The 24,898-nt window shown below is 64.2% G+C and carries 25 protein-coding genes; 10 read left to right on the top strand and 15 right to left on the bottom strand.

What is annotated here, in order from left to right; genetic code table 11:
* Positions 1 to 1,215: an ABC transporter substrate-binding protein gene (locus P0648_RS04475; protein ID WP_277505355.1), complete on the top strand. Its 1,215-nt coding sequence runs from the start codon at positions 1 to 3 to the stop codon at positions 1,213 to 1,215.
* 13 nt (positions 1,216 to 1,228) lie between these two features.
* On the opposite strand, the gene P0648_RS04470 is transcribed toward P0648_RS04475, so the two are convergent.
* From P0648_RS04470 to kynU, 5 genes are all read right to left on the bottom strand, one after another.
* Positions 1,229 to 1,879: an alpha/beta hydrolase gene (locus P0648_RS04470; RefSeq protein WP_276245443.1), complete on the bottom strand. Its 651-nt coding sequence runs from the start codon at positions 1,877 to 1,879 to the stop codon at positions 1,229 to 1,231.
* Complete coding sequence (locus P0648_RS04465) at positions 1,876 to 2,850, bottom strand: ring-cleaving dioxygenase (protein WP_276245444.1); 975 nt, start codon at positions 2,848 to 2,850, stop codon at positions 1,876 to 1,878. Before P0648_RS04465 ends, P0648_RS04470 begins: the two co-directional genes overlap by 4 nt.
* Before the next feature lie 92 nt (positions 2,851 to 2,942).
* Complete coding sequence (locus tag P0648_RS04460) at positions 2,943 to 4,511, bottom strand: ABC transporter substrate-binding protein (protein ID WP_277505354.1); 1,569 nt, start codon at positions 4,509 to 4,511, stop codon at positions 2,943 to 2,945.
* A 2-nt stretch (positions 4,512 to 4,513) separates the two neighbouring features.
* Positions 4,514 to 5,821 (bottom strand): APC family permease, encoded by a 1,308-nt coding sequence (locus tag P0648_RS04455; protein WP_277505353.1) that lies wholly within the window; start codon positions 5,819 to 5,821, stop codon positions 4,514 to 4,516.
* 124 nt (positions 5,822 to 5,945) lie between these two features.
* Positions 5,946 to 7,211 (bottom strand): kynureninase, encoded by a 1,266-nt coding sequence (gene kynU, locus P0648_RS04450; protein ID WP_277505352.1) that lies wholly within the window; start codon positions 7,209 to 7,211, stop codon positions 5,946 to 5,948.
* A 94-nt stretch (positions 7,212 to 7,305) separates the two neighbouring features.
* On the opposite strand from kynU, the gene P0648_RS04445 reads away from it, so the two are divergent.
* The gene (locus P0648_RS04445) at positions 7,306 to 7,734 is read left to right on the top strand and encodes a hypothetical protein (RefSeq protein ID WP_276245448.1); all 429 of its coding nucleotides are present in this window, start codon (positions 7,306 to 7,308) and stop codon (positions 7,732 to 7,734) included.
* Positions 7,735 to 7,736: 2 nt separating this feature from the next.
* Here the strand turns inward: P0648_RS04445 and P0648_RS04440 are convergent, their stop codons facing one another.
* The gene (locus tag P0648_RS04440) at positions 7,737 to 8,456 is read right to left on the bottom strand and encodes a helix-turn-helix domain-containing protein (RefSeq protein WP_276245449.1); all 720 of its coding nucleotides are present in this window, start codon (positions 8,454 to 8,456) and stop codon (positions 7,737 to 7,739) included.
* Positions 8,457 to 8,697: 241 nt separating this feature from the next.
* Between P0648_RS04440 and P0648_RS04435 the strand changes: the two genes are divergently transcribed.
* The 7 genes from P0648_RS04435 (at position 8,698) to nucS (ending at position 12,745) form a co-directional block, all read left to right on the top strand.
* On the top strand, positions 8,698 to 9,666 hold the full coding sequence (locus tag P0648_RS04435; protein ID WP_276245450.1) for a transcription initiation factor IIB family protein: 969 nt from the start codon (positions 8,698 to 8,700) through the stop codon (positions 9,664 to 9,666).
* Complete coding sequence (locus P0648_RS04430; protein ID WP_276245451.1) at positions 9,663 to 10,043, top strand: hypothetical protein; 381 nt, start codon at positions 9,663 to 9,665, stop codon at positions 10,041 to 10,043. The genes P0648_RS04435 and P0648_RS04430 overlap by 4 nt, the downstream gene beginning before the upstream one ends.
* A 72-nt stretch (positions 10,044 to 10,115) precedes the next feature.
* A complete protein-coding gene (locus tag P0648_RS04425) occupies positions 10,116 to 10,475 on the top strand; it encodes a helix-turn-helix domain-containing protein (RefSeq protein WP_276274979.1) in 360 nt (119 codons plus the stop codon).
* A 140-nt stretch (positions 10,476 to 10,615) separates the two neighbouring features.
* Positions 10,616 to 10,921 carry a hypothetical protein gene (locus tag P0648_RS04420; RefSeq protein ID WP_276245452.1) on the top strand — a complete coding sequence of 102 codons (306 nt, stop codon included), beginning with the start codon at positions 10,616 to 10,618 and terminating at the stop codon, positions 10,919 to 10,921.
* Between the two features lie 75 nt (positions 10,922 to 10,996).
* Positions 10,997 to 11,338: a thioredoxin family protein gene (locus P0648_RS04415; RefSeq protein WP_277505348.1), complete on the top strand. Its 342-nt coding sequence runs from the start codon at positions 10,997 to 10,999 to the stop codon at positions 11,336 to 11,338.
* Positions 11,339 to 11,440: 102 nt separating this feature from the next.
* Complete coding sequence (locus P0648_RS04410; protein WP_277505347.1) at positions 11,441 to 11,947, top strand: DUF6735 family protein; 507 nt, start codon at positions 11,441 to 11,443, stop codon at positions 11,945 to 11,947.
* A gap of 51 nt (positions 11,948 to 11,998) precedes the next feature.
* A complete protein-coding gene (nucS, locus tag P0648_RS04405; protein ID WP_277505346.1) occupies positions 11,999 to 12,745 on the top strand; it encodes an endonuclease NucS in 747 nt (248 codons plus the stop codon).
* On the opposite strand, the gene mutS is transcribed toward nucS, so the two are convergent.
* The 8 genes from mutS to P0648_RS04365 form a co-directional block, all read right to left on the bottom strand.
* Complete coding sequence (gene mutS, locus P0648_RS04400; RefSeq protein WP_277505344.1) at positions 12,746 to 15,280, bottom strand: DNA mismatch repair protein MutS; 2,535 nt, start codon at positions 15,278 to 15,280, stop codon at positions 12,746 to 12,748.
* Between the two features lie 60 nt (positions 15,281 to 15,340).
* Entirely contained in the window at positions 15,341 to 16,438 is a 1,098-nt protein-coding gene (locus tag P0648_RS04395; RefSeq protein ID WP_277505342.1) for a Xaa-Pro peptidase family protein, read from the bottom strand.
* Positions 16,439 to 16,479: 41 nt separating this feature from the next.
* Positions 16,480 to 17,532, bottom strand: a complete 1,053-nt coding sequence (locus P0648_RS04390) for an S-adenosylmethionine:tRNA ribosyltransferase-isomerase (RefSeq protein ID WP_277505341.1) — start codon at positions 17,530 to 17,532, stop codon at positions 16,480 to 16,482.
* Entirely contained in the window at positions 17,532 to 18,278 is a 747-nt protein-coding gene (locus P0648_RS04385) for an SDR family oxidoreductase (RefSeq protein ID WP_276245459.1), read from the bottom strand. The genes P0648_RS04390 and P0648_RS04385 overlap by 1 nt, the downstream gene beginning before the upstream one ends.
* 46 nt (positions 18,279 to 18,324) lie before the next feature.
* Complete coding sequence (locus P0648_RS04380; RefSeq protein ID WP_276245460.1) at positions 18,325 to 18,942, bottom strand: heme-binding protein; 618 nt, start codon at positions 18,940 to 18,942, stop codon at positions 18,325 to 18,327.
* 42 nt (positions 18,943 to 18,984) lie between these two features.
* Positions 18,985 to 19,614, bottom strand: coding sequence for a DsbA family protein (locus P0648_RS04375; protein WP_276274537.1), 630 nt, complete (start codon positions 19,612 to 19,614; stop codon positions 18,985 to 18,987).
* Between the two features lie 68 nt (positions 19,615 to 19,682).
* On the bottom strand, positions 19,683 to 21,011 hold the full coding sequence (locus P0648_RS04370; protein WP_277505338.1) for a permease: 1,329 nt from the start codon (positions 21,009 to 21,011) through the stop codon (positions 19,683 to 19,685).
* A 152-nt stretch (positions 21,012 to 21,163) separates the two neighbouring features.
* The gene (locus P0648_RS04365; protein WP_276245463.1) at positions 21,164 to 21,535 is read right to left on the bottom strand and encodes an SHOCT domain-containing protein; all 372 of its coding nucleotides are present in this window, start codon (positions 21,533 to 21,535) and stop codon (positions 21,164 to 21,166) included.
* Between the two features lie 441 nt (positions 21,536 to 21,976).
* Between P0648_RS04365 and P0648_RS04360 the strand changes: the two genes are divergently transcribed.
* Positions 21,977 to 23,929: a copper-translocating P-type ATPase gene (locus P0648_RS04360; RefSeq protein WP_369685674.1), complete on the top strand. Its 1,953-nt coding sequence runs from the start codon at positions 21,977 to 21,979 to the stop codon at positions 23,927 to 23,929.
* On the opposite strand, the gene P0648_RS04355 is transcribed toward P0648_RS04360, so the two are convergent.
* Entirely contained in the window at positions 23,886 to 24,881 is a 996-nt protein-coding gene (locus P0648_RS04355; RefSeq protein ID WP_277505336.1) for a bile acid:sodium symporter family protein, read from the bottom strand. The genes P0648_RS04360 and P0648_RS04355 overlap by 44 nt on opposite strands.
* Positions 24,882 to 24,898 lie beyond the last annotated feature (17 nt).

The raw sequence follows: 24,898 nt of genomic DNA, 5'->3' as shown, positions 1-24,898 counted from the left end.
GTGAGCGAGACGGGAAGCGACCGCACGACTGGCCCGACTCGACGCCAATATCTTGTCTCCGGCGGAGCAGTCGTCGCCGGCGGCCTCCTCGCCGGGTGCACCTCGTCGAAGTCGCCTGACGAGACGACGGGAACGGCAATGAGTGGCCCGGATTCGTCGGTGAAACCATACACGGCAACCATCTCTCCCGTCGGCGAGGTGACGTTCGACGGTGTCCCGGAACGCGTGTTCACCGTCTTCCCGCAGTACCTCGACATGGCCGTCGCACTCGGCCACGGCGACGCGGTCAACGCGGTGTACGTCCCGGAGATGTCCGGGACGACGATGAACCACTACTACCACCACTTAGACGGCGTCTCTCTCGACTGGGAGGGACTTCACGACCCGCTGGCCGACGGGCTCTCGAAGGAACTCCTGTACGAACTCGACAGCGACGTCCACCTCGCCGACCCTACGTGGGTGGCCACTCAGGACAGCTGGACCGAATCCGACGTTTCCGAGGTGGCGACCCAACTTGCCCCCTGGTTCGGCAACTTCTACAGCGGGACGCAGGCCGCGCCGCCGTCGGGGGCCGACGAGTACGAGTATTACACGCTCTGGGAACTGTTCGAGAGGATGGCGGCGGTGTTCGACGAACGAGAGCGATACGAGGCGCTCGAACAGGTCCACGCTGACCTCGTCTCGCACATCCAGGAGAATCTCCCACCGAAAGTCGAGCGACCGACCGCGGTCCGCGCCACACTTTCTGCCGACGGGACGAAATTCTGGACGTACCACCTCAACGAACCGGGGTACTGGCTGGCCGACACCCGCCCCCTCGGCGCGAACGACGCGTTCGAATCGGCAGACTGGGGCGGTCTGTGGGGCACGGTCGATTACGAGGCCATGCTCGAAGCAGACCCGGACGTCATCCTCCACCTGTGGGGGCTGACGCCGAGTTACAGCATGTCCGAGACGCGCGCGACACTCTCGAACGACCCGGCAGGCAAGCAGTTGCGGGCGGTCAAAAACGACCGCGTCTACGCCGCTGGGATGCGCTATCAGGGGCCGATAATGAACCTCTTTCAGCTCGAGATGGGCGCAAAACAGCTCTACCCCGACGTGTTCGGCCCGTGGCCAGGGTACGAAGACGGCGACCACTACCCGGAGATACAAGAGGATGAACACCTGTTCGACCGCCAGCGCGTCGCCGATATCGTGACCGGCGAGTTCTGAAGAAGGAACCGATTCAATCGACCAGACCGGAGACGAGTTCCCGGACGGCGTCGATTTCGTCGTCGTTCACCGTGTGGCCCATGCCGCGGTAGATGCGTTCGTCGACTTCTGCGCCGAGTTCGGAGAGGACTTTGGTGGTTTCCTGGACTCGGTCGAGCGGAATGTGTGGGTCGGAGTCGGAGCAGCCGAGGAACACTGGCGTCTCTTCTAAGTCACCCTCGTAGTTGCGCGGCGTCCCCCGCGGGCCGATGAGGCCGGCGCTCAGCCCCGCGACGCCGCCGTAGCGTTTCGCGTTGCGAGCGATGTACTCGGTGGCCAGACAGCCACCCTGTGAGAAGCCGACGAGTGCGGTATTTTCGGCCGGGATGCCGGCCTCCTCGATTTCCGCGAGCAGGTCGGCGACGAGTTCGAGCGCAGAGGAGAGGTGGGGCTCGTTCGTCGAGATGTGGTTCATGAACGAGTAGGGATACCACGTGTTGTTCGCCGCCTGCGGGGCGAGATACGCGACGCCGTCGACGGCCAGTTGGTCGCCGAGCGCGAGGATGCCGGTGGCCATCGCGCCGCGCCCGTGGAGCAGGATGACGGCCGCCTCGGCTTCTTCGAGGGGCGTCCCGCCGCGGGAGACGTGCTGGCCCTGGTGGGGATGTTCGTCCGTCGTGCTCATTGTTCGGCCTCCATCGTGGCCGGGCGAGAGACGTCGAGCGGCGGCAGGTTCGCTTCGATTTCCTCACGGCGACCTTCGAGCCATTCGGGAAGCACGAGGCTCGTGCCGAGGGCGTCGAGTTCCTCGTCTACGGTGTAGCCGGGGTTCTCGGTCGCGATTTCGAACAGCACGCCGCCGGGTTCGCGGAAGTAAATCGAGTGGAACCACTTGCGGTCGATGATGTCGGTCACGTTCAACTGCCGGGCGACGAGCGCCTTGCGCCACGATTCGTGAACCTCGTCGTTCGGGACGCGGAAGGCGACGTGGTGGACCGTCCCCGCACCGGGAACGCCACGCTCACGGTCGGAATCTTCGACGATGTCCACGACGAAGCCGCGGTCACCGGACGACCGGAACCGCTGGCGTTCTGCGTCCACGTCGCCGACGCGCTCGTAGCCCATCGCCGAGAGCAGGTCGGCCGTCGGGCCGGCGGCTCTGAGCGCGAGCGTCACGCCGAAGAAACCGCGAATCTGGTTTTCTGCAGGAACCGGACTCTCGTCCCACGGGGTGCCCGCCGGGGCGTCCGGGTGGGCGACGAGTTCGAGTTGTAGGCCGTCCGGGTCACGGAACGGGACGACCGTCTCGTCTGCACGCTGTTCCGGGTCGCTGTACTCGACGCCCAGGTCTTCGAACCGTTCGACCCAGTAGTCGACCGCGTCCGGGTCTACGAGAAAGCTCGTCGTCTGCGCCATGCCCGCCCCGGCGCGGCCCGGCCGGGCGTGTTCGATGGGGAAGAAGGTCATCGAGGTGCCCGGAGAGCCGGCCCCGTCGCCGTAGAACAGGTGGTAGGTGTGAACCTCGTCCTGGTTCACGCTCTGTTTCACGAGACGCAGCCCGAGGGTCTCGGTGTAGAAATCGACGTTTCGCTGGGGGTCGCTCGCGAGCGCCGTGACGTGGTGGATGCCTTCCGTAGGGTCGAAATCTGATGTCACGTTACTCGCACTAAGCGATGGGCACGAAAATACCTTCGCAGACACCACAGCCACCAGGTGACGCCGATGTTAGCTGCAGCCCCCAACGGGGCCTACGGATCGAGGGCGGCAAGTCGGGGATTCTCCCCCGGCAGCGGATGCGGGTCGAAACCGTCGATGCCTGCGGCGAGGCCAAAGGAGTTGTCGAGCGTGAACACCGGGAGCGCCACCCGCTCTTCGAGCAGGGTACGCGTCGCCGACTCGTACAGGTCGCGGCGACGCGCCTCGTCGGTGGTTTTGCGTGCGTCATCGAGGGTCTGCATCACCGATTCGTTCTGGTAGAACGTCCCGTTGGTTCGCCCCTCCGCGTTCTCGTGGAACAATGGGTAGAGGTACGTGTCGGGGTCCGGCCCGCCGGCCCACGCGTCCACGAAGATGTTGTACTCGCTCGGCGACCCTGAGACGATCTTCTCGCGGAACTCGTCCCACGGGTACTTCTCGGTCCGAGCGCGGTAGAACCCGACCGCAGAGAGGCCGTGGACGAGTTCCTCCGCGATTTTCTCTCGCAGGAGGTCGTGTTTCGGCACGGCGATAGTCGGGGCCCACGACCCCACGTCGGCCTCGATGAACAACTGCTTCGCTTTCTCTTTGTTCTTCGCGCGCGGAATCGACCGCCACGCGTCGACCGGCAGTTCCCACTCGCTCGCGAGCTGCGGCGGGAGCAGACCGTACTGGCGTCTGCCAACCGGCCCGATGAACTGTTTGGTCACCTCGTCCAGGTTCACGAGGTAGTCGATAGCCAGCCGAACCCTCGGGTCGGCGGTCGGCCCCTCGTTGCAGTTGAAGCCGATGTAGTGAGAGAGATAGCCCTCTTGAAGAGCCGTTTTCGCGTTCGAGAAGTCCTTCGTCACGTCCCACAACCGCGGATTCACACGTTCGACGATGTCGTTTTGCCCCGTCTTGAGGCTGGTCGTGCGAGCGAGGTCTGAGTGGTTCTGGACGAACCGGGCGTGCGTGATTGTCGGGGCTGCGTCACCCCAATACTCCGGCCAGTGGGTGAGCGAGACGTGCTCGCCGAGCGTGGCCGTCTCCACCTCGTAGGGGCCGGAGCCGACGGGTTTCTTGTGGGCGAACTTCTCGGGGTTCGACTCTCGGACGCCTTTCGGCACGATGCCCCGAGTGAGCGCGTGGCCCATCGCCGGATAGGGGTGCGAGAGGTGGAACGCGACCGTCGTTTCGTCGCGAACCTCGATGTGGTCGAGTGGCCGCACCTGCCACATATCGGGACGTTCCTCCTCGCGGACCGCGCGGTAGGAGTAAGCCACGTCCGCGGCAGTCACCGCGGCTCCGTCGTGGAACCGTGCGTCCGTTTCGAGCGTCACGACGTGGGTTTTCCCGTCGTTCTCGACGGTGGGTTCGCCCGCGGCGAGTTGCGGGACGAGGGTCATGTCGTGGTCGTAGCGGTACAATCCCTCGAACACGTTCGTCGCCACCGACTGCGACCACGGGTCGGCCATCCGAACGGGGTCGAGCGTCTTCGGCGCGAGTGCCTGGGCGTACCGGACTGAGGGCGCGGAGTCCCGCCCGAGGACGCTCGAACAACCGGCGAGTGCGGCGGTGCTCGCAAGGCCGCCGAGTCCCTTGAGCACGCTTCGTCTGCTGAAATCAGTGGTGTCATTCATGGTCATTCACCCGACATCCACGGCAGCACGTCTTCGATTGGTTCTCGTTCGAAGTACAGCAGTTCGACGCCGATGACCGCCGCGCCGATGAGCAGGACGGTCACAAACATCTCCGGACTGTTGAGATAGAGGTCGTAGAGCAACAGCGGGAAAAACGCCGCCGTGCCGAGGAGTCCGACCACCGGAATCGGCGTGATGAGGTCCAGCTGGTCGCGCTGTTTCAGGGCGAGATAGCTCATCCCCCCGAACACCGCGATGAAGGCGAGCGAGGCGAAGGAGGTGATGCTCTTCAGACTGCCCACCACGGCGAAACCGGCAGAAAGCGCCCCCAACACGACGACGATTCGTTTCGGTATCTCGCCGTCGCTGCTCCCGCCGATTTTTTCGGGGAGGAGACCCCGGTCGATGAGGTTCTGTGAGAATAGGGCGCTCGAAAATAGCGTGGCGTTCACCGCGCTCGCCGTCGAGAACAGCGCAGAGATGCCGATGATGAGCGCACCGATAGTCCCCATGAACTGGAGACCGGCGTAGAGCAGCGACACCTCCGGGGAGACGGCGATGACCGAAATCTTGAGCAGGCTCACCGTCGTCAGCGCGACGAGTATGTAGAGCACCGTTGCAGCCGGAATCGAGATGTAAATCGCTTTCTTGATGTCTGTTTTCGGGTTGTCGAACTTGTCCTGGTCGTACATCAGGAGTTGCCATCCCTGGAAGGCAACGAACGACATCGCCGCGCCGAGGATGGGGTCGCGAATCGACATCGACGAGAGCCCGAACGTCAACTTCTGGACGGTGAATGCGTGGTACACTCCCCAGATGCCGAACACCCCGATGACGACGACTTTGATGAAGGTGAGCACGTCCTCTGCCTGCCCCGTCTCCGCGGCCCCAACGAGGTTGAGCGCGACGAACGCGCCGATGAGGAGGATTGAAACGGCGTTTGCAACGGGAATCCCGTAGAAGTGGAGGCGACCGAGCAGTTCCGAGAAGAACGAGGAGAAGGCGTAAGCGTAGAGCGCCATCGACCCAACGTACCCGAACAGTAGGGTCCAGCCGGTCATCCCCGCGAGCGTCGAGTTGCCGACGAGTTCCTCGATGTAGGTCGGTGCGCCTCCCTTAGCGTCCACGAAGGTGTTCAGTTTCACGTAGCTGTACCCCGCACACATCGCGACGATGCCCGCGACGAGCCACGCGAGCCACGATGCGTCACCGGAGATGGCGACGACGATGCCGAAGGCCGAGTAAATCCCCCCGCCAATCATGCCACCGAGCGCCATTGCAACGGCTTCTTTGAGTGAAAGCTGTCCCATGTGTCAGTCCGAATTCGAAAACGTCCACTCGTCAATCGGAATACGATACCCACCGTCCCCAACGCACGTCGTCCTTCTATTGGGCAGGACGGGCGCGGGTACAATAATGGCTACGGCCAACCGGTCAGGTCACCCCGCCCTGTCGCAGTTTGAACCTTTCATATGCAAGGTCATCGACGATTTCCCCGAGCATTTCGACGACGTGCCACACGTCCTCGAAGGTTGAGTAGAGCGGCGCAGGACACACGCGGACGACGTTCGGCGGGCGGAAATCGACGACGACACCGCGCTCTTTGAGCGCGAGCGAGATGCGGTAGGCTTCCGCGTGTTCGAGCGCGATGTGACCACCGCGGCGGGCGTGTTCGCGCGGCGTCCCAATCGCGAATCCGCGGTCTGTGAGTTTCGCATCCGCGAGCGCCACGAGGAAGTCGGTGAGCGCGAGCGACTTCTCGCGCACGGCCTCGATGCTCGTCTCCTCGAAGATGGAGAGCGACCCGTCGAGGGGGGCCGCGGCGAGAATCGGGATGGTTCCGATTTGCCACGCGCCCGCCGACTCGGCAGACGTGAACTCGTGGCGCATCTCGAACTGGGTGGCTTTGTCGTGACCCCACCATCCGGCGAGTGCGGGCGTCGTCCCGAAGTGTTTCGAATTGACGTACAGACCGGCGATGGCCCCCGGCCCGGCGTTCAGGTACTTGTAGGAACACCAGACGGCGAAATCGACGCCCCACGCAGACAGTTCGTGGGGAACCGCGCCGACCGAGTGGGCGAGGTCGAATCCGGCGAGTGCGCCGCGGTCGTGGGCCGCCTCCGTGATGCGTTCGACGTCGAGCAACTGCCCGCTTCGGTAAAGCACTGAGGGCATGAACACGATGGCCGTCTCGTCGTCGATGGCTGCCTCGATGTCGGCCTCGTCGATGGTGCGTCCGTCTCGACTCTCGACGGAGACGAGGTGGTCGTCCGGGTCGAGTCCGCGCAGACGGAGTTGGGACTTGATGGCGTAGTGGTCGGTCGGAAAGTCGAGGTCGTTGACGATGATTTTGCCCGGGTTGTCCGCGAGGAAGGTGCCGATGAGCGTGTGAATGTTGACCGTCGTGGAGTTGGCGACGACGACCGCTTCGGGGGCCGCGCCGACGAGCGGGGCGGTGCGCGCGCCGAGGCGTTCGCCGTAGTGAAACCAGTCCGGGTCTGCGTCCGTCCACCCCCGGATGGCGAGGTCGCGCCACTCGGCGACGGCGTCCGTGAGGGCGGTGTCCGCGTCTTCGGAGGAGAGGCCGAGCGAATTGCCGTCCATGTAGAACTCGTCTTCGCGCGTGTGAAAGCGCGCTCTGAGGTGTGCGAGGCCGTCGGCCGCGTCGCGCTCGCGGGCGGCGGCGAGTGAAAGGTCCATATCGGGGGAACGAACCGGGCAGGGAAAGCCCTTGAGTGAAGTGAACGTTTCAGTCTACGGAGTAGTTATCCGGACGCCACCCGAAGTGCTACCAATGCGCTTGCACCTGCCCGCGTTCCTCTTCGGCGAGGAACCGGCCCACTTCCTTCCGCTGGTGGTGCTCGCCGTCCTCCTCGCGGGGGCGACGACGGTTGCGTACGAACTGGTGTTGCACCAGATGCTCGGCGGTGTCGTGTTCTATCCCGGGCCGGTCGCCTTCCTCGGCGTGCTCGCCGCCGGACTGGCGGGCCTGCGAAACAGCGGGCTCGTGGTAGGCATACTGCTCGGCGCGGCCCCAGCGTTCGGATTCAACGTCTTTCACTACGTGCTCTCCATCGGCCACCGGTCGGTGCAGTGGGGACTGGTCGAAGCCGCGTTGAGTCCCATGCTGGTCATCGGTGGCGTCATCGGCGTCGTGGGCTTCTTGCTCGGGCGCGGCCTCGACCGGCTCAGTCCCGAACTCGCGCGAAAAAGTGGCGTGTGACTTCAGAGACACTCGTTTACGAACCCGCTCGCCAGCCAGGATTCGGCGCGCTGGAGGCGATACTGGAGCGTCGATTGCGGGACGCCGATTTCGTCTGCGAGTTCGGCGAGCGTCGTCTCGCGGGGGGTCTCGTAGTAGCCGTGCGAGACGGCGAGTTCCAGCACCTCGCGCTGTTCGAACGGGAGTTCGCAGGCCGTGATGGCCTCGTCCGTCCAGTGGGTCGGATTCGAGAGGTGTGAGAGCGACACGCTGACGCCACCAGAGAGGTGCGCCTGCACCGCGTCGAACAGTTCGCCGACGCTGTCGTCAGAGCGCATGAGGATACGCCATTCGTAGGCATTCCCGCGGCGCTGGGTCTCGTAGAGCAGTCCCGGACCGAGGTGTTCGTGGGCGAGCGAGGGGAGGGTGCGACACTCCTCGATGCCCTGGCGGTAGGTGTAGATGGTTGCGCTCGTGGTGTCCGCCGCGAGTAATTCGTGTTCGCGATACGAATCGCAGGTCGGGTCGTTCAGACACTCGTTACAGCGCGAGGGGTCGGTGAGAAGGTCCGTGAGCGCGGAGACGGCAGGTTCCGGACCGGTGATGCGGTCTAACCGCCACATGTCGTTCCCAGCGACGGCGCAATCGAGTGACTTAGACAGCGCGGCCGGATATTCGATGAACACGTCTGCGACAGGGTCTACACCCGGTTCGTACGTGAGGCTGAACACGAACTCTCTCATTGCCCCAAGTTGGTGTGTACCAAGTAAAGAGCGTATCGGTCTGCACAGTTAGGCACAACATTTATAGTAGGTTATGACCGGGGCATGTATGCGGTTTCCCCTAAATTTCGCCGCGTTACTTACTGTGACGTAAGCAGGTGACACGAGTGTTATTTGGTCTATACCAAACGAGGTTATAACCCCAAACGGTCCCTACAATGTCGTGTATAGAACCGCGTAGCTACCCCCATTTCCCACTCCAGTGCAACAAGTAACCTCATACAATCAGTCGGAACGGACGAAGCGCACGCAGACTCGCGAACAGCAGGCCGAAGTGACCTGTCCAGAGTGTGGGAGTCTCCTCACGACTGACCACGAACACGGCGAACGCCACTGTGAAGAGTGTGGCCTCGTCGTCGAAGAGACAGAGCTCGACCACGGCCCAGAATGGCGAGCGTTCGACTCCGCAGAGCGCGACCAGAAGTCCCGCGTCGGTGCCCCGATGACGAAGATGATGCACGACAAGGGACTGTCCACCACCATCGACTGGCAGGACAAGGACGCTCGGGGGAACACCCTGAGCGCGAAAAAGCGAAAGCAACTCGGTCGCCTTCGGATGTGGGACCGCCGGACGAAGACCCGTAACGCCCGCGACCGCAACCTCAGACAGGCGCTCGGCGAAATCGACCGCATGGCAAGTGCCCTCGGCCTGCCGAAGGCCATCCGCGAGACCGCTTCGGTCATCTACCGCCGCGCCCTCGAAGAGGACCTGCTGCCGGGCCGCTCCATCGAAGGGATGGCGACGGCTTCGCTTCACGCCGCCGCTCGGCAGGCCGGGAACCCCCGAACCGTAGACGAGATGGCGTCGGTCACGCGCGTCGGCGAGATGGAATTCCAGCGCGCCTACCGCTACATCGTCCGCGAACTCGACCTCCAGATTGCGCCCCCGGACCCCGTCAGCTACGTCGGTCGGTTCGCCTCTGGTCTCGACGTGAGCGACGAGACCGAACGCCGCGCCCGCGAGTTGCTCGAAACCGCAAAGCGCGAGGGCATCCTGAGCGGGAAGTCCCCGGTCGGCCTCGCCGCCGCGTCGATTTACGCCGCTGGCCTGCTCACCAACGCCGAAATCACGCAGGCAGAAGTGAGTGAGGTCGCAGACATCAGCGAGGTCACCATCCGCAACCGGTACCGCGAGCTTCTGAAGACGGAACAGGAGGCCGCCGCCGCGTGACGACGCACCGACCAGCACTCACGTGCTATCGGTGTGGCCACCAGTACGATTACCTCGGCACGACACCGCATCCGGGTCGCTGCCCAGCGTGCGATTCGCGTGCGGTCACGCCAGCAGGAAACCTCGTCGTCGTGGGAACTGAGACTGACACGGACGGCGACCCTCCGGTCGTCCGCCTGCAAGCGACCGACGGGAGCGACCGAACCTTCCGGTTCACGTTCGAAATCACGGGCGAAGGAAAGGTCGCACTCCGGCGGTTGCTCGTGGACAACACCCTCATCCGCAGTCCGGACGGGACGTGGCCGGAGGCCGTCGTTGCCGAACCGATTCGAGAGACACTCGCGGACGCGGGCTACTCGCTCGCCCCCACCCAGTAAGTTTCATTTTGTAACCTGGTTCCAATCCGAACCTCTATATCGAATGGGACCCCAGGTATGACGAGAACGCCCATGCAAGGCCAGGACGCAGAAATTGACAAGTACTCGGAAAATGCGTGTGTCGTCATCGACTCACTCCAGCAAATCGGGTCACAGTGGCGACTCATCGTCCTCCACGACCTCCAGGAGGGCGAAAAGCGGTTCAACGAACTCAAGCGTTCGACCGACGCGAGTTCGCGCACGCTGTCGCGGGTGCTCGACGACCTCCAGGAAACAGGGTTCGTCGACCGCCGTCTTGAAGAGGACGCACCGGTCGCAACGTACTACAGCCTCACCGAGAAGGGAGCCTCGCTGTTTCCCGTCTTCGAAGAGATCGAACGCTGGGCGAACGAGTGGCTCGACACGTCCATCATCGAGCCAACAGCCGACTGACAGGGCCGCGTTTTCGTTCCCGATGTGACCGCGTGGCTAGCCACGCGTACCCACGGAAATCGGGCGCATACGGGCCGCTGTCGCCGGAATCGAAACCTTTTGCATCGACCCGTCCTGACCCTCGACTGGAGGCACCATCGATGCGAGGCACACAGCAATCTCCCACCCATCCCCCGGAATCGACGACCGCCTCGCCCGACATCGACTACCTCATCGACTGGGACGCAGACACCCAGGGTCGAATCCACGTCACGCTCCCCCGGTGGCGGCGATTCGGCGCGTATCTCGAATCTCACCTGTTCGAGTGGGGCGAGTCGGTCGGCGACACGGTCGAAGTACACTACGTGAAATCCATCCACCGAAACGGACAGACCACGCGCATCTACCGCGACCCAGACATCGTCGCCGCGCTGCAGCGCGAGCGGAACGTCGTCGTGAGCTGGTAGACGCGACCCCATCGATAACCCACTGTTCTCGCACCCACCCGGCAGGCTAAGTGCGTCGCGCAAGTACAGTTGTCAGTGACAGCCACCACGCCAGCGAAACCAGACCGGCCGGTCCGCCTCGAATCGGCCGCCGAGTTAGACGCCCTCGTCGCGGACCACGACCTCGTCCTCGTCGATTTCTACACCAAGGGCTGTACCCTCTGTCAGAGCATCGAACCGGTGCTCGGGAACGTCCACCGCGTCTCGGAAGCCGTCGTCGCGCTCATCAATCCCGTGAACGACATCGACCTCGTCGAGACGTACAACGTCCGAAGCGTTCCGACTCTGTTACTGTTCAAAGATGGCGACGTGGTGGATCGCCTCGCCGAGGGGTTCCAGAGCACAGAACAGATTCTCTCGTTCGTCGAGTCGGCCTGACCTTTTTATCCGAAGACGGGGCCAGGTACCCGTGCCGTGTCCCCAGCGCAACACCCCCAGCAAGCAGCACAGTCCCCCAGCACAGCGGAGCGGTGGTAGCAGATGGGTCACCGTGCCCTCGTCGCCTACGAACAGGCAGACGGGACGTTCGACCTCCACTACTCCCAGTGGGGAGCCCTCGGCTTTCGCCTTGCATACACGCTCGCCGAAACTGACCCCTTCGGCCCCGACGAGACGGTCGAACCCACGCCCCGGGCCACGGGCCTCTCGCTCGACGTCATTCTCACCGATTACCTCGATTTCCTGTTGCACGAGGCGTTCTACGTCGTCTCGCCCGGGTTCGACGTGACGGCCTACGTTCCCGTCTGGTTCGGGCTCGAAACTGACGACGAGGTGGTTGGCAACGGCGCGCTCGTGCCCGTCATCTGGCGGAACGGGACTCCCGTCGATGTGGAGTATCTCGAAGGCTGGGTCGATGGCGCAAAGACCAGCCTCCGCGCCCACCACGAGCAGTGTGCGCTCACCCCGGCTGCCATCCAGGAATTCTTCGCAGAGACACTTCCCGAGTGGTTCGGCAACGACGTGATACTCGCCTCGGAGGTGCGCTGAGTCCGGCGCTCAGCAGGCGGTTTTTATGCGCCGAGTGGCAACGCTCACGCAGTGACCGCGACAGACGAGGAGCAAGCAGGCCCACCCGCGACGCTCTCCCAGCCGACGCCAGCGGCGGCCACCGACTTCCTCGAAACCGCACTCGCCCGCGACTCGTTGATAACCCTGTTCGGGCGCTGTACGGTCGAGTACGACGGCCGGGCGGCGAGCTATCTCGGCCCCGGCGACCGCCACATCATGCTCAAACCCGACGGGTCGTTGCTCGTCCACACGGGCGAGGGGCAGAAACCGGTCAACTGGCAACCACCGGGCTGTACTCACGAGCCACGGCTCTGTGAGGGAAGTCTCCAGATTCGAAGCGTACGGTCCAACCCCGCCGAAGAACTCCTCGTGACCTTCGAGTCCGTGGTGCAGGTCGCCGCGTTCGACCCGACCGACGAGAGTACGCTCGCCGTCGAAGGGACCGAAGCAGACCTGAAACGACGCATCCTCGACGACCCGTCGCTCGTCGAACCGGGCTTCCAGCCACTGGCTACGGAGCGCGAGACGCCTGCTGGCGCAGTGGATATCTTCGGGCGGGACGCCGCCGGCCGGACCGTCGTCGTGGAGTTGAAACGCCGGCGCGTCGGCCCGGACGCGGTGGGGCAACTTGGCCGCTACGTCGAGGCGCTTCGGCGGGAGTTACACGCGGACGCCACCGTTCGTGGCATCCTCGTCGCTCCCTCCGTGACCGACCGGGCACGCGACTTGCTCGCAGAGAATGGGCTCGAATTCGTCGCGCTCGACCCGACCGCGTAATCAGTCGAGGTCGTTTTTCAGCCGGTGGAGGACGTTCATCGCTTCGAGTGGCGTCGTGTTCGCGAGGTCGACCTCACGGAGGAGGTCGGCGAGGTCGCCATCGACAGCGGGTGGTTCTTGCTCGGCAACGTCTGTCTCGGCGAGCAGTTCCTGCGACCGGGTAACGACCGAGGCGGGCAAGCCGGCGGCCTTCGCGACTTCCACGCCGTAGGAGGCGGCGGCCGCGCCGGGCGAGAGGTCGTGCTGGAACACGACTTCGTCGTCCACCTGCGTCGCTTCGAAGTGGAGGTTGTGGACGCCCGCAAGGCGGTTTGCCATCGCCGTCAGTTCGTGATGGTGAGTCGCGAACAGCGTCCGCGCACCGATATCGTCGTGGATGTGTTCGGTTACCGCCCGGGCGATGGCGAGGCCGTCTGTGGTGCTCGTCCCGCGGCCCACTTCGTCCAAAAGGACGAGCGATTTGTCGGTCGCCTCCCGCAGAATGTCGGCAACCTCAGTCATCTCGACCATGAAGGTTGACCGCCCGCCAGCGATGTCGTCGGACGCTCCGACTCGCGTGAAGATGCGGTCGACGAGTTCGATTTCCGCGCTCGCCGCGGGGACGAAACTGCCCACCTGCGTGAGAATCGTGAGGAGGGCGACCTGTCGCATGTAGGTGGACTTCCCGCTCATGTTCGGCCCGGTGAGGATGGCGAACCGGTCGGTCGCGTCGAGGTGCGTGTCGTTGGGCACGAACGACTGTTCGGTACGTTCGACGACGGGGTGGCGACCGCCTTCGATGTGGATGCCGTCGGTTCCGATGTCGGGCCGGGTGTAGCCGTGATTCGCCGCGACGTCGGCGAGCGAGACGAGCACGTCGAGCGCCGCGAGCGTGTCCGCGACGGCCTGAATCCGCGCGGATTCGGCGGCCACCTCGTCGCGGATGTCGCGGAACAACTCGTGTTCCAGGTCGTCTGCGCGCTGTTCGGCCCGGAGGATTTCGTCCTCGCGTTCTTTCAGGTCGGGCGTGTAGAATCGCTCTGAGTTCTTGAGCGTCTGGCGGCGCTGGTAGTCGTCTGGAACCTTCTCGAGGTTCGGGTTCGTCACCTCGATGTAGTAGCCGTGGACCTGGTTGAACCCGACTTTCAGCGACCCGATGCCGGTGCGTTCGCGCTCGGTTTCTTCGAGGGCGTTTATCCACTCCTTGCCGGAGCGTTCGGTATCTCGGAGTTGGTCTAAGTCGTCGTCGTAGCCGAGTTTGATGACGCGCCCCTCGGTGATTTCGACCGGCGGGTCTTCGCGGATGGACTGGGCGATGAGGTTGCGAATCTCGGGCAGGTCGTCGAGGCCCTCGTGGAGCGACTGGAGTTGCTCCGAGTCGGCGTCTCGCAGGAGGTCTCGGAGGTTGGGAACCACGTCGAGGGTCTGTTTGAGCGAGCGCAGGTCCCTGGCGTTCGCCCGCCCACGAGAGACGCGTCCGATGAGTCGCTCGATGTCGTAGACGTCCCGGAGGTGGTCGTGGGCCGCCTCCCGCACCTGGAGGGCGGTCGTGAGTTCCTCGACCGCGTCGAGCCGGTCGTCGATGCGCGTCGAATCGACGAGCGGGCGGCGAAGCCACGCCTTCAGTTTGCGACTGCCGAGCGCCGAGGCCGTCTCGTCTAAGATGCCGACGAGGGTTGCGTTTCGCGCCGCGTGGACCGCCCGCGGCTCGAACAGTTCGAGGCTTCGGAGGGCGACGGGGTCGAGCAGGAGGTACTCCCGGGGGTCGTAGCGCGTGAGGTGGTTGAGGTAGTCGAGGTGGCCGTCCTCGCCGCCGCGAGTGTATTCGGCGTAGGCGAGCAGCGCCCCACAAGCCTGAATCTCCGCTTCGCCCGCGAGCAACGCCTCCGGCGGGCCAAAGTAGGTCGAGATGCGGTCGCGGGCCGCGTCTGACTCGAAGATATCGTCAGAGACGGGCGTTACCATGCAGTCTGCGTCGAACAGGTTGTCGTCCACGCCGGGGCCGACGATGGCTTCGGTGGGGGCGAAGCGACCGAGTTCGTCGCGAATCGAGTCGAGCGACTGGGCGCTCGTCGCGAGGAACTCACCGGTCGAAACGTCGAGCAGCGCGAGGCCGTACCCGGCCGTCAGACAGGCGACGTAGTTGTTGTCGTCAGTCCGAAGAAGTTCGTCTTCGGTGAGCGTCCCCGGCGTGATGATGCGGGTGACCGCGCGGTCGACGATGCCGGAGGTTTCAGACGGGTCCTGCACCTGGTCTGCGATGGCGACACGAAAGCCCGCGTCGAGCAGTTTCGCGACGTAGGAGGACGCGTTGTCGATGGGGACGCCGGCCATCGGGTAGCGGCCCGTACTGTCCTCGCGGGCGGTAAGCGTGATATCGAGGAGCCGGGAGATGGTCTCTGCGGCGTCGCAGAACGCCTCGTAGAAGTCGCCGACCTGAAACAGCACCAGACAGTCTTCGTACTGGCCCGTCAACTCGAAGTACTGACTCATCATCGGCGTCAACTCGTCTGCGTTCTCGGCCATCTGTGCGGGTTGCCCAAGCGCCCCTTCCATGTGAAAGGGAGTCGCCTTCAGCGTCAAAAAGATGCTCGGGTTGGGCCGTCGGTCGCCAAGTCAGTAGTGGCGCGGTGAGTGATTGAGGCGTTCGTGGCCGTCTTCGGTGACCACGACGAGGTCCTCGATGCGAACGCCGAATTCGTTCGAGCGGTAGACGCCGGGTTCGACGCTGAACACCATGCCGGGTTCGAGTTCCATCTCGTTGCCGGCGACGATATAGGGGTCCTCGTGAACGTCGAGGCCGACACCGTGACCCGTCCGGTGGATGAACTGCTCGCCGTATCCTGCTTCCGTGATGATGTCGCGGGCAACCTGGTCGATGCGCTCCGCTTTCACACCGGGTTCGACCGCTTGCACGGCGGCTTCCTGGGCCGCTTTCACCGCGTCGAAGGCGTCCTCGAACCCGTCTGGCGGGTCGCCCGCGAACACGACAGTGCGCGTCTGGTCGCTCGGGTAGTGGTCGCAGAACACGCCAAAGTCGAGGACAACAGGGTCGCCCGCCTCGATTTCTCGATCGCTGTGGCGGTGGTGGGGCTTCGCCCCGTTCGGTCCCGACCCGACGATGACGTCGAACGAGAGCGCGTCCGCACCGGCGTCGCTACACAGAGTCTCGATGTGTCGGGCGAGTTCGGCCTCGGTCATGCCGATTGCCTCCTCGCCCATTGCTCTGACGCGCTCGCACACGTCGTCCGCGATGGCGGCCGCTCTGCGCATCGCGGCCAGTTCGGTCTCGTCTTTGCGCATCCGGAGGGGGGCGAGGGCTTCGCTCGCGAGGCCGAATGTGGCCGTCGGTGCGGCAGCTTCGAGGTCCTGGGTGAACTGCGCCCACAGCTGGTCGTCCACGAGGAGATTTCCGGCCACGATGTCGAGGTCGATGAGGACGTTCTCGACGAGGCGGCGCGGGTCGTCGCCGTCGGCCCAGGTTCGCACGTCTTCGACCCACGAGGCGTCGCGAATCTGCGCTTCGTACAGTTCGGGCGCGACGAAAATAGGGTCTCCCTTGCGGGCCACGAACAGGAAGAGGTGACGCTCCATCGGTTCGTCGTGAAACCCCGAGAGATAGTACATATTCTCGCCGGGAAAGCAGACGACAGCGTCCGCGTCGGCGGCGAGCGCCTCCTGACAGGCACGGGTGCGTCGCTCGAATGCGTTCATACGAACCGTTTTCGCGGCAGGGTCAAAGGGCTATCCACCGCTCAGGCGAGGATGAGGTGTGAGTCGCCGAATTCGTGCCAGAGGTAGCCCTCGTCTATGGCTTCCCGGTATCCGTCCATGATGCGCTCGCGTCCCGCAATCGCGTAGAGCATTGCGAGGTGGGTCGTCTGGGGGTCGTGAAGCCCGGTCAGTAGGCCATCGACGACGTGAACCCCGCTATCGGGTGAGATGAACCGACGGGTGAACCCACCGGTCGCCCGGACCTGTTCGCCATCCCACGCGGTTTCGACGGCGCGGACGACGGTGGTCCCGACGGCGACGACTCGACCCCCGCGCGCTTTCGTGGCCGAAATCGCTCGCGCCGTCGCGGCGGGAACCGAGAACGGTTCGGGATAGAGGGGGAGGCAGGCGTCCTCCCGGCAGCCGAGTTCGCACTGGTCGGCTTCGACCTCCAGACTCGACACGCCGGTGTGGAGAGTGAGCGTCGCGATACCCACCCCGCGGGCGCGGAGACGGTCCACGACGCGGGCGGTGAACGGCCGGGCGGCCGAGGGCATCTCCGCGCTCCCCGGCGTCGTGGCGAAGTACGTCTGGTAGGCCGAAAGCGGAAACGCGCGGTCGAGGTAGCCGTACCGGATGGGCGAGCCGTGCGTCGCCATCGCCGCTCCCACGTCGCCGGCTATGCGGACGAACGTGAGTCGTGGAATGTTCGGGAATACGGAGACGATCCGACCGTGGAGGCCCGCAACTTCGAGTCGGTCGCCCGGTGAGAGGGAGAGCGGGCCGGGTTCGCTCGCGCTTCGTCGTGGCTCAGTGAGCCAGAGGCCGTGTCCGTAGTCGGTACACAGGTTGAGGATGAACGCGCCGTCCGGACCGGTCGCTGGGAGGCTGGCTGGAATCGTCGCACTCTGGTTGACGATGAGCAGGTCGCCCGGACGGAGGGCGTCGGCGAGATGAAGGAACCGGTCGTGGTGGTGGCTCCCGCCTTCGCTCACGAGTAAGCGCACTTCGTCGCGTTCGAGCCCTCGTTCCTCTGGCGGTTCGATCGCCTGCAAGGCTTGCGGGCGTTCGAACTGCAGGTCGGTTAGTTGCATCACGGCGCGGCCTCCCAGTAGTCCGCCTGCGCCTGGAAGCGTCGCCCGTTGATTGCGAGCGGGTCCTGCCCGAGCAACCAGCCCCAGAACGGGAGCGTAATGTCTGGCAGCGGACGGTCCGTGATGTCCTCGCCGGGGTACGCCTGCTGGTGCATGTCGGTTCGCATATCGCCGGGGTCTACGATGACGACGCCGACCTCGCCTTCGAGTTCCGCGGCCAGTGTCTTGCTCAGGAGTTCGAGCGCCGCTTTGCTCGCACCGTAGCCACCCCACCCGGGATAGCCCTCCACGCCCGCGTCGCTCGTAATGTTCACGACGAGTCCTGACCGCGCGGCGAGCGCCGGAAGGAGCGCCTGAATTAGCGCGAGCGGGGCGACCGCGTTCGTCTCGAAGACGGCTTCGAGGTCAGCGAGGGGATACTCGGCGAGCGGCGGAAGCGGAGACGGTCCGAGCGTCGAGGCGTTGTTCACGAGCAGGTCGAGGCCGCCGCGTTCGTCTACGTACTTGCGTAACGCGTCGCGGTGGGCGAGGTCGGTCACGTCGCCGACGACCGTTTCGACTGGTCCCTCGAAACCCATCGCCTCGATGTCGCGGGCCGTCTCGGTCAGGTCGGCCGCCGTCCTCGCGGTGAGCAACAGGTCGTAGCCATGCCCGGCGAGGAAGGTCGCCACTACCTTGCCAAGACCCTTGCTCGCGCCGGTGACCAGGGCGAGGCGCGCGTCGCCACTCGCTGTCGTCGAATCCATGCAAGAGATACTCTGCCAGTGCGGAAAAGGTGCGCGCAGTGACGAGTTACGGGGCGATTTCGACGGCGACCTCGTTTCGCCGCATGAACGGGGGCGTCCACGGCGCGTCGTACTGGAGGACGTAGGGGTCGCCTTTCACAATAATTTCGTTGTCCGTGAGCGTCCGGAGCAGGGCGCGTTTCTCGCGTTCGATGCGGTCGTCGGTGGCGTACCAGCCAAACGACCGCACTGCAAGCGTTCGGGGCACCTCCACGACGAGCGAGACGGTCGGGTTCGTGGGTTTCGGCACCGCTGCGGGGGTGTATTCGCGTGGCAAGAAAAAGCCCATCGTGACCTGCGCTTCGTCGGTGACGGTGCGAACCGGTGCGGTCATCGAAATCTTCCCGCCGTGGGTCCGCACGGGCGCAGTCATCGAAATCTTCGACGCGCCCTCGTTCTCGCCGGAGATGTACTCAAACAGCCGGCGGAACGCGACGTTTTCGTTTGGGGCTCTCGTCTCCGCGACGATGACCTCGGGGTACTCCCTGAGTTCGACCCCGTCTACGGTGCTGCGTATGGTGTAGGGGATGCGGTCTGCAGCCCGTTTGTTGTAGAGTCCCCACGCTGCCCAGATGGCGAGGAGACCGGCCGTCGTGGCCGCCGCGAATTTGGCCGTGCGATTCACGAACGATGTAAGCCCCGAGAGGCGATAAGTACCGGTGGCGAATCAGACGCCTTCGACGAGTCGGTCGAGTTGCTCGGGCGGCACCGCACCGCGGGCGGCGTAGCCGTCGTAGGCGAACGTCGGGACGCCCGTGACGCCGTACTCGTGAGCCTCACTGAACTTTTCGAACACCTGCTCACGGAGCGTTTCGTCGTCAAGCGCGAGTTCGATTTCCTCGGGGTCGATGCCCGAAGCTTCGGCGAGTTCGAAGAGAACCTCCCGGTCACCGATGTCCCGACCGTCCTGCCAGAGCGCGGTGAAGATGGCCTCGTCGAAGTCCAGCCACTGCTCGGGATACTCCTGTTTGACGTAGAAGGAGGCGACTTGTGCATCGAGGGAATCGATGTCCGTCGCGAGGTCGAGGGTCATCTCGACGTCGTACTTTTCCTGCAGGCGGCGGACGTTCTCCTTGGCCTGGGCGTAGTAGTCTTCGTCCTTGCCGTCGTCGACCGAGAAGTCGATGGTGCCGTCCGGGTTGCGCTTTTGGCTGCGGAGGTCGAACGGATGCCAGTCGACGTCGAGTGGCTCCTCACGAGTTTCCTGGTACTTCGAGAGGGAGTGTCGGCCGAGGTAGCAAAACGGACAGACGTAGTCCGAGAACACGGTAATTTGGTCGGATTCGGAATCGCTCATATGGCCTTACTTGGGCGACGAAACAAAAGGCAGTTGGTCGGGTGTGTACTTGCCGCGGACGACCGTGTTCAGTCCGTGGAGTGCGCCATTCCGCCAGGAGCGTCCTCGCCGGCCGATTCGCGGGTATGCAGCCAGTAGAGGGCGATGAAGACGACAGTCGCCAGGACGTTCAAAACGAGTTTGTAGTTCATCTCGATTTTCACCTCGGCGACCTGTGCGGTCGAGGGGTCTGGGATGAGGCCCAGCCCGAGGAACAGGAAGTGGATGACCACGCCCACGAGTACCGCCGCGAGGAAGATCATCCCCGAGAGCATGGCGGCGAATTTCGTCCCGTAGTACTCGCGGTAGGCGTCCATAATCGGCGGGACGATGAGGTCCGCGTAGATGTACGAGAGCACCGACCCGAACGGCAGGCCGTTCGTCCAGAGGACGGTTCCGAACGGCACGTTCCCGACCGAACAGACGAACGTCGCGACGCCGACGATGGCCCCGAGGGCGGCCGTCCAGACGATGAAGACGGGAGCGCCGCTCGCACCGCCCGAGAAGAGACTCGTCCAGACGGTCTGTGGGATGAATCCGGCGATGAGGCCGGCGAAGACGAACCCGATAGCGATTTCGTCCCAGAGCATGGCCCACTCCTTCCACTGCTTGTCGGCGAGGGCTTTCCAGCCCGCTTTCGAGGTGGCCTGTTCGACGATGGTCGTGTTCGCTTCCTCGGGGTCGAAACTTTCCTTGCACGACTGCGAGCAGAAGTGGTAGGTCGTGCCGTCGTGCTGTATGTGATAATCCGTTTCTTCGGGGTTCACCTCCATACCACAGACGGGGTCCTCTGCGGTGGGCTCGCCGTCGCGCTGGGCGTTCTCGCGGGCCTGGTCGATGACCTCGTCCGGGACGAGGTAGACGAACCCGACGGTCATCAGGCCGATGAGCAGGAAGCCACCGAGGAAGTCAGCGAGCAGGAATTCCCACCCCAGCAGAATCCAGATGACGGCCCCGATTTCGATGACGAGGTTGGTGGAGGCGAACATGAACGCGCCGAGCGCGGCGGCCGCCGAAGCCCCCTTCTTGAAGAGGTTCTTCGCGGTCGCGATGGCGCTGTAGGAGCACGAAGACGAGACGAACCCGAAGAACGTCGCCGCGCCGATGTCTCGTGGTCCGTGCCCGGACATGAGGTCGGCGATGTCGTCGGAATCGACCCACGCCTCGACACCGCCCGCGATGGCGAACCCGAGGACGAGCGCCCACCAGGTAATCCACGCCATCGCGACGGTGGTCGTGGCGGCCGTCGTCGCGCTCTCGACGAAGAACGTGGAGAGTGGTTGATTCGTGGTCGCAACGCCAATTCCGACCACGGCCAGTGCGATCGTCGTTAATAGGGCGTACTCCCAGCGGTCCATGAGTCTCTCGTCTAAACAAACGGGAGCGGACTCTAATGCGATTGTGGCTTGGAAACCGAAACACAGGACGGCATTCGGTTTGGTTTCCAAACCGGAGCCGGAGAACAACTGGCGATGGCAAATCCGGTTCGACGAGCGCGAACGCCGTCAAATCACCTCGAATCGGCTTCGAGGCGGTGTTTTCGCGTCTCGTACTCCTCGTCGGTCAGGTCGCCGCGTGCGTACGCGAGTCGTAATTCGTCGAGCGCGGAATCGGTTCCACTGTTCGATATCGACCGCACGAGCAGATAGCCGCCGGCGACGATGGCGGCGAGAAACAGGAGTTGACCGACGAACGCTACCGCGAGCATCCATCCGGGAATCGCCCCGCTTCCCATCCCGAAGCCACCACCCCAGAACCCGCCCATCATCGACCCGAAGCCCATCATGCCGAATCCCACGAAGAGAATCGGGAAGAGGAGGAGCGCGCCGAGGATGACGAGTACAATCGAGCCCACTCGTCGGTCCGTTGTTGATGTCGTCATTATCGCACTCACGTATTGTTAATTGTAGACAATACCACACGTAGAGATATGCGAGACTGCTTGAATACGTTTTTCCCTCAGAAACCACGGTTTTTCGCCCCTTCGGCATTGAAATCGAAAGTCGATACGCGAGACCCAACCCACGGTTTCGTGCCGGTTCGTCGTCGCCCGTAGCGTCGGCCGACTTTCCATTGCTGGTTCAGCCCGCAGTGAAGAAGGCGGCAAGGGGATGAAACGACGCGACAAATATACACCATGGGTAACACTTCGACACCCGGGACCGATGCGGAATCGTTCGGCCCCGAGGAGAGCGCCAGTCACGGAGCGCACGGGCACAACGTGGTCGAGCGAGACGGACGGCCTGCCGGTCATGGAGGGCACGCAAGACCGGCCATGCACACTGCCCAACGTGCCCACACAGACCACACCGGTCACGAGGCGATGTTCCGCCGCCGATTCCTCGTGTCGCTCGTCCTCTCGGTTCCGGTCGTCTTCTGGAGCGAGTTCATCCAGGATACCCTCGGGTACGCGGCGCCAGTGTTTCCGGGCAGTTCGCTGATATCGCCGGTCCTTTCGGTCGTCGTCTTCGCCTACGGTGGCGTTCCCTTCCTGCGGATGGCCCGGACCGAGGTCGATAATCGCGAACCGGGGATGATGCTACTCATCTCGCTCGCGATTACGGTCGCATTCGGTTACTCGATTGTGAGTCTGTTCCTGCCCGGAACCACGCCCTTTTTCTGGGAACTCGTCACCCTCATCGACATCATGTTGCTCGGCCATTGGCTCGAAATGCGTTCGGTGCGACAGGCTTCGGGCGCGCTCGACGAACTGGCGAAACTCCTGCCCGATACCGCAGAGCGCGTCACCGCGGACGGTGGGACGGAGGAAGTCCCCGTCGCGACGCTGACAGAAGGCGACGTCGTCCTCGTCAGACCGGGCGCAAGCATCCCCGCTGACGGGATGGTGGTCGAAGGGGCCTCGTCCGTAGACGAGTCGATGATTACAGGCGAATCGAAACCGGTGGACAAGGAGGCCGAAAGCGACGTCGTTGCGGGAACCGTCAATCAAGACGGCAGCCTTCGCGTTCGCGTGACGAAGACAGGCGACGACACGGCCCTCGCAGGCATTATGCGCCTCGTCGACGAAGCCCAACGCTCTACGTCCCAGACACAACTGCTCGCAGACCGGGCGGCGGGGTGGCTGTTTTACATCGCCCTCGCTGTGGCGGCGTTCACCGCCGTCGCGTGGGTGCTTGCGACCGGATTCTCCATCGGCGTGTTAGAGCGGGTAGTGACGGTGCTTGTCATCGCCTGTCCTCACGCCCTCGGCCTCGCCGTGCCGCTCGTCGTCGCCATCAACACCTCGACCGCCGCCCGAAACGGGATTCTCGTTCGCAATCGCAAGGCGATGGAGGAAGCGCGGAATCTGGATGTCGTGGTCTTCGACAAGACGGGGACGCTGACGAAGGGTCAACAGGGAGTGGTCGGCATCAAAACTGAATCGGGGTGGGACGAAACGCGGGCGCTCACCGTTGGGGCGGGCGTCGAGGGCGACTCAGAACACATGATCGCCCGAGCGATTCGAGCGGCGGCGACCGACCGCGGACTGGTCGGCGTCACCGTCTCCGACTTCGAGAACCTCCGTGGGCTCGGCGTCCGCGCCACCGTAGACGGGGCAGTCGTCCACCTCGGTGGCCCAAACCTCCTGACAAACCTTGGCATCGAACCGTCGGGTTCCATCCGCGCGTTCGCCGCGGAAGCCGGGGAAAACGCCCAGACCGTCGTCTATCTCGTCGAGAACGAAACGGCTATCGTCGCCGCCTTCGCGCTCGCTGACGTCGTTCGCGAAGAGAGCAGACGGGCCGTCGATGCTCTCCACGCGATGGGCATCGAGGTCGCCATGTTGACCGGCGACAGCGAGGACGTGGCGCGCGCGGTCGCCACAGACCTCGGCATCGACCAGTATTTTGCCGAGGTACTCCCCGACGAGAAAGACGCAAAAATCGGCCAGTTACAGGCGGCGGGCAAACGCGTCGCGATGGTCGGCGACGGCGTCAACGACGCACCGGCCCTTGCCCGTGCCGACGTCGGCATCGCCATCGGCTCCGGCACGGACGTGGCAATCGAGTCCGGCGACATCGTCCTCGTCGAGAACGACCCGGTCGACGTGGTGCGACTCGTCGAGCTCTCGCGAGCGAGTTACCGCAAGATGCAGGAGAATCTCGTCTGGGCGACGGGTTACAACGTCGTTGCACTCCCGCTCGCGGCGGGGATTCTCGCGCCGGTCGGCATCCTGCTCTCACCCGCCATCGGCGCGGTGTTCATGTCCGTCTCGACGATTATCGTGGCCGTCAATGCTCGCCGGCTCCGTGGGGTCGCGTTGACCCCGTCGTGACCGACTCTTCACGCGAGAAGTAACTCGCAAGCGCCGGCCCAGTGACGTTGTGCCAGACGCTGAACAGCGCCGGGACGAGCGCCGCCGTCGGGCTGAAGAAGGCGGTGGCGAGCGCGACGGCGAGGCCGCTGTTCTGGAGGCCCACTTCGAAGGTGGTCGTCCGAACCCGGTCTTCAGCCATCCCCGAGAGTCTGCCAACGCCGTACCCTGCGCTGAGACCGATGGCGTTGTGGGCGACGACGGCGACGAGCACCGCCGCGCCCGCGGTGAGGATGTTTTCGACGTTCAGGCCGACCACGGCCGCGACGATGGCGACGATGGTGGCGACGCTCACGAGCGGGAACACGTCGAGGCCGACCTCGGCGGCGGCCGGCGCGTACTCGTCTAGAAGGAAGCGAACCCAGAACCCGACGACGACGGGGATGAACACGATTTGGACGATGCTCACGAAGAGGTCCATGAACGTGACGTTCAGCGTCTCGCCTGCGAGGAAGACGACCCATGCGGGCATGACGATGGGTGCGGCGAGCGTCGTCACCGTCGTGATGGCGACCGAGAGCGCGACGTCGCCCTTTCCGAGATAGGCCATCACGTTCGAGGCCGTGCCGCCGGGGGCCGCGCCGACGAGGATGACGCCGATGGCGAGTTCCGTGGGCAACTGGAGGGCGATGGTCAGGCCATAGGCGGCGAGTGGCATCACAATCCACTGGGCGACTGCGCCGATGGCGACGTCACGCGGTTCTGCGGCAAGCCGGCGGAAGTCGGCGGGACGAAGCGTGAGACCCATTCCGAGCATGATGAGGCCGAGACCCGGGGAGATGAGGCCGCGCTCTGCAATCCACGTGAACAGGCCCGGTTCGAGGAGTGCAATTGCCGAAAACAGGAGCACCCAGACGACGAAGTATCGGCTCGCGAGGTCGCTTACCCGGCGAACCGCGCCGAGGGCGCTCATCGTGACTCGCTCCGGCG

Origin of the sequence: Haladaptatus sp. DYSN1, assembly GCF_029489995.1 — an archaeon.
In the GTDB taxonomy this organism is placed as follows: Archaea; Halobacteriota; Halobacteria; order Halobacteriales; family Halococcaceae; genus QDMS2.
This window is presented reverse-complemented; position numbering and strand designations above follow the sequence as displayed.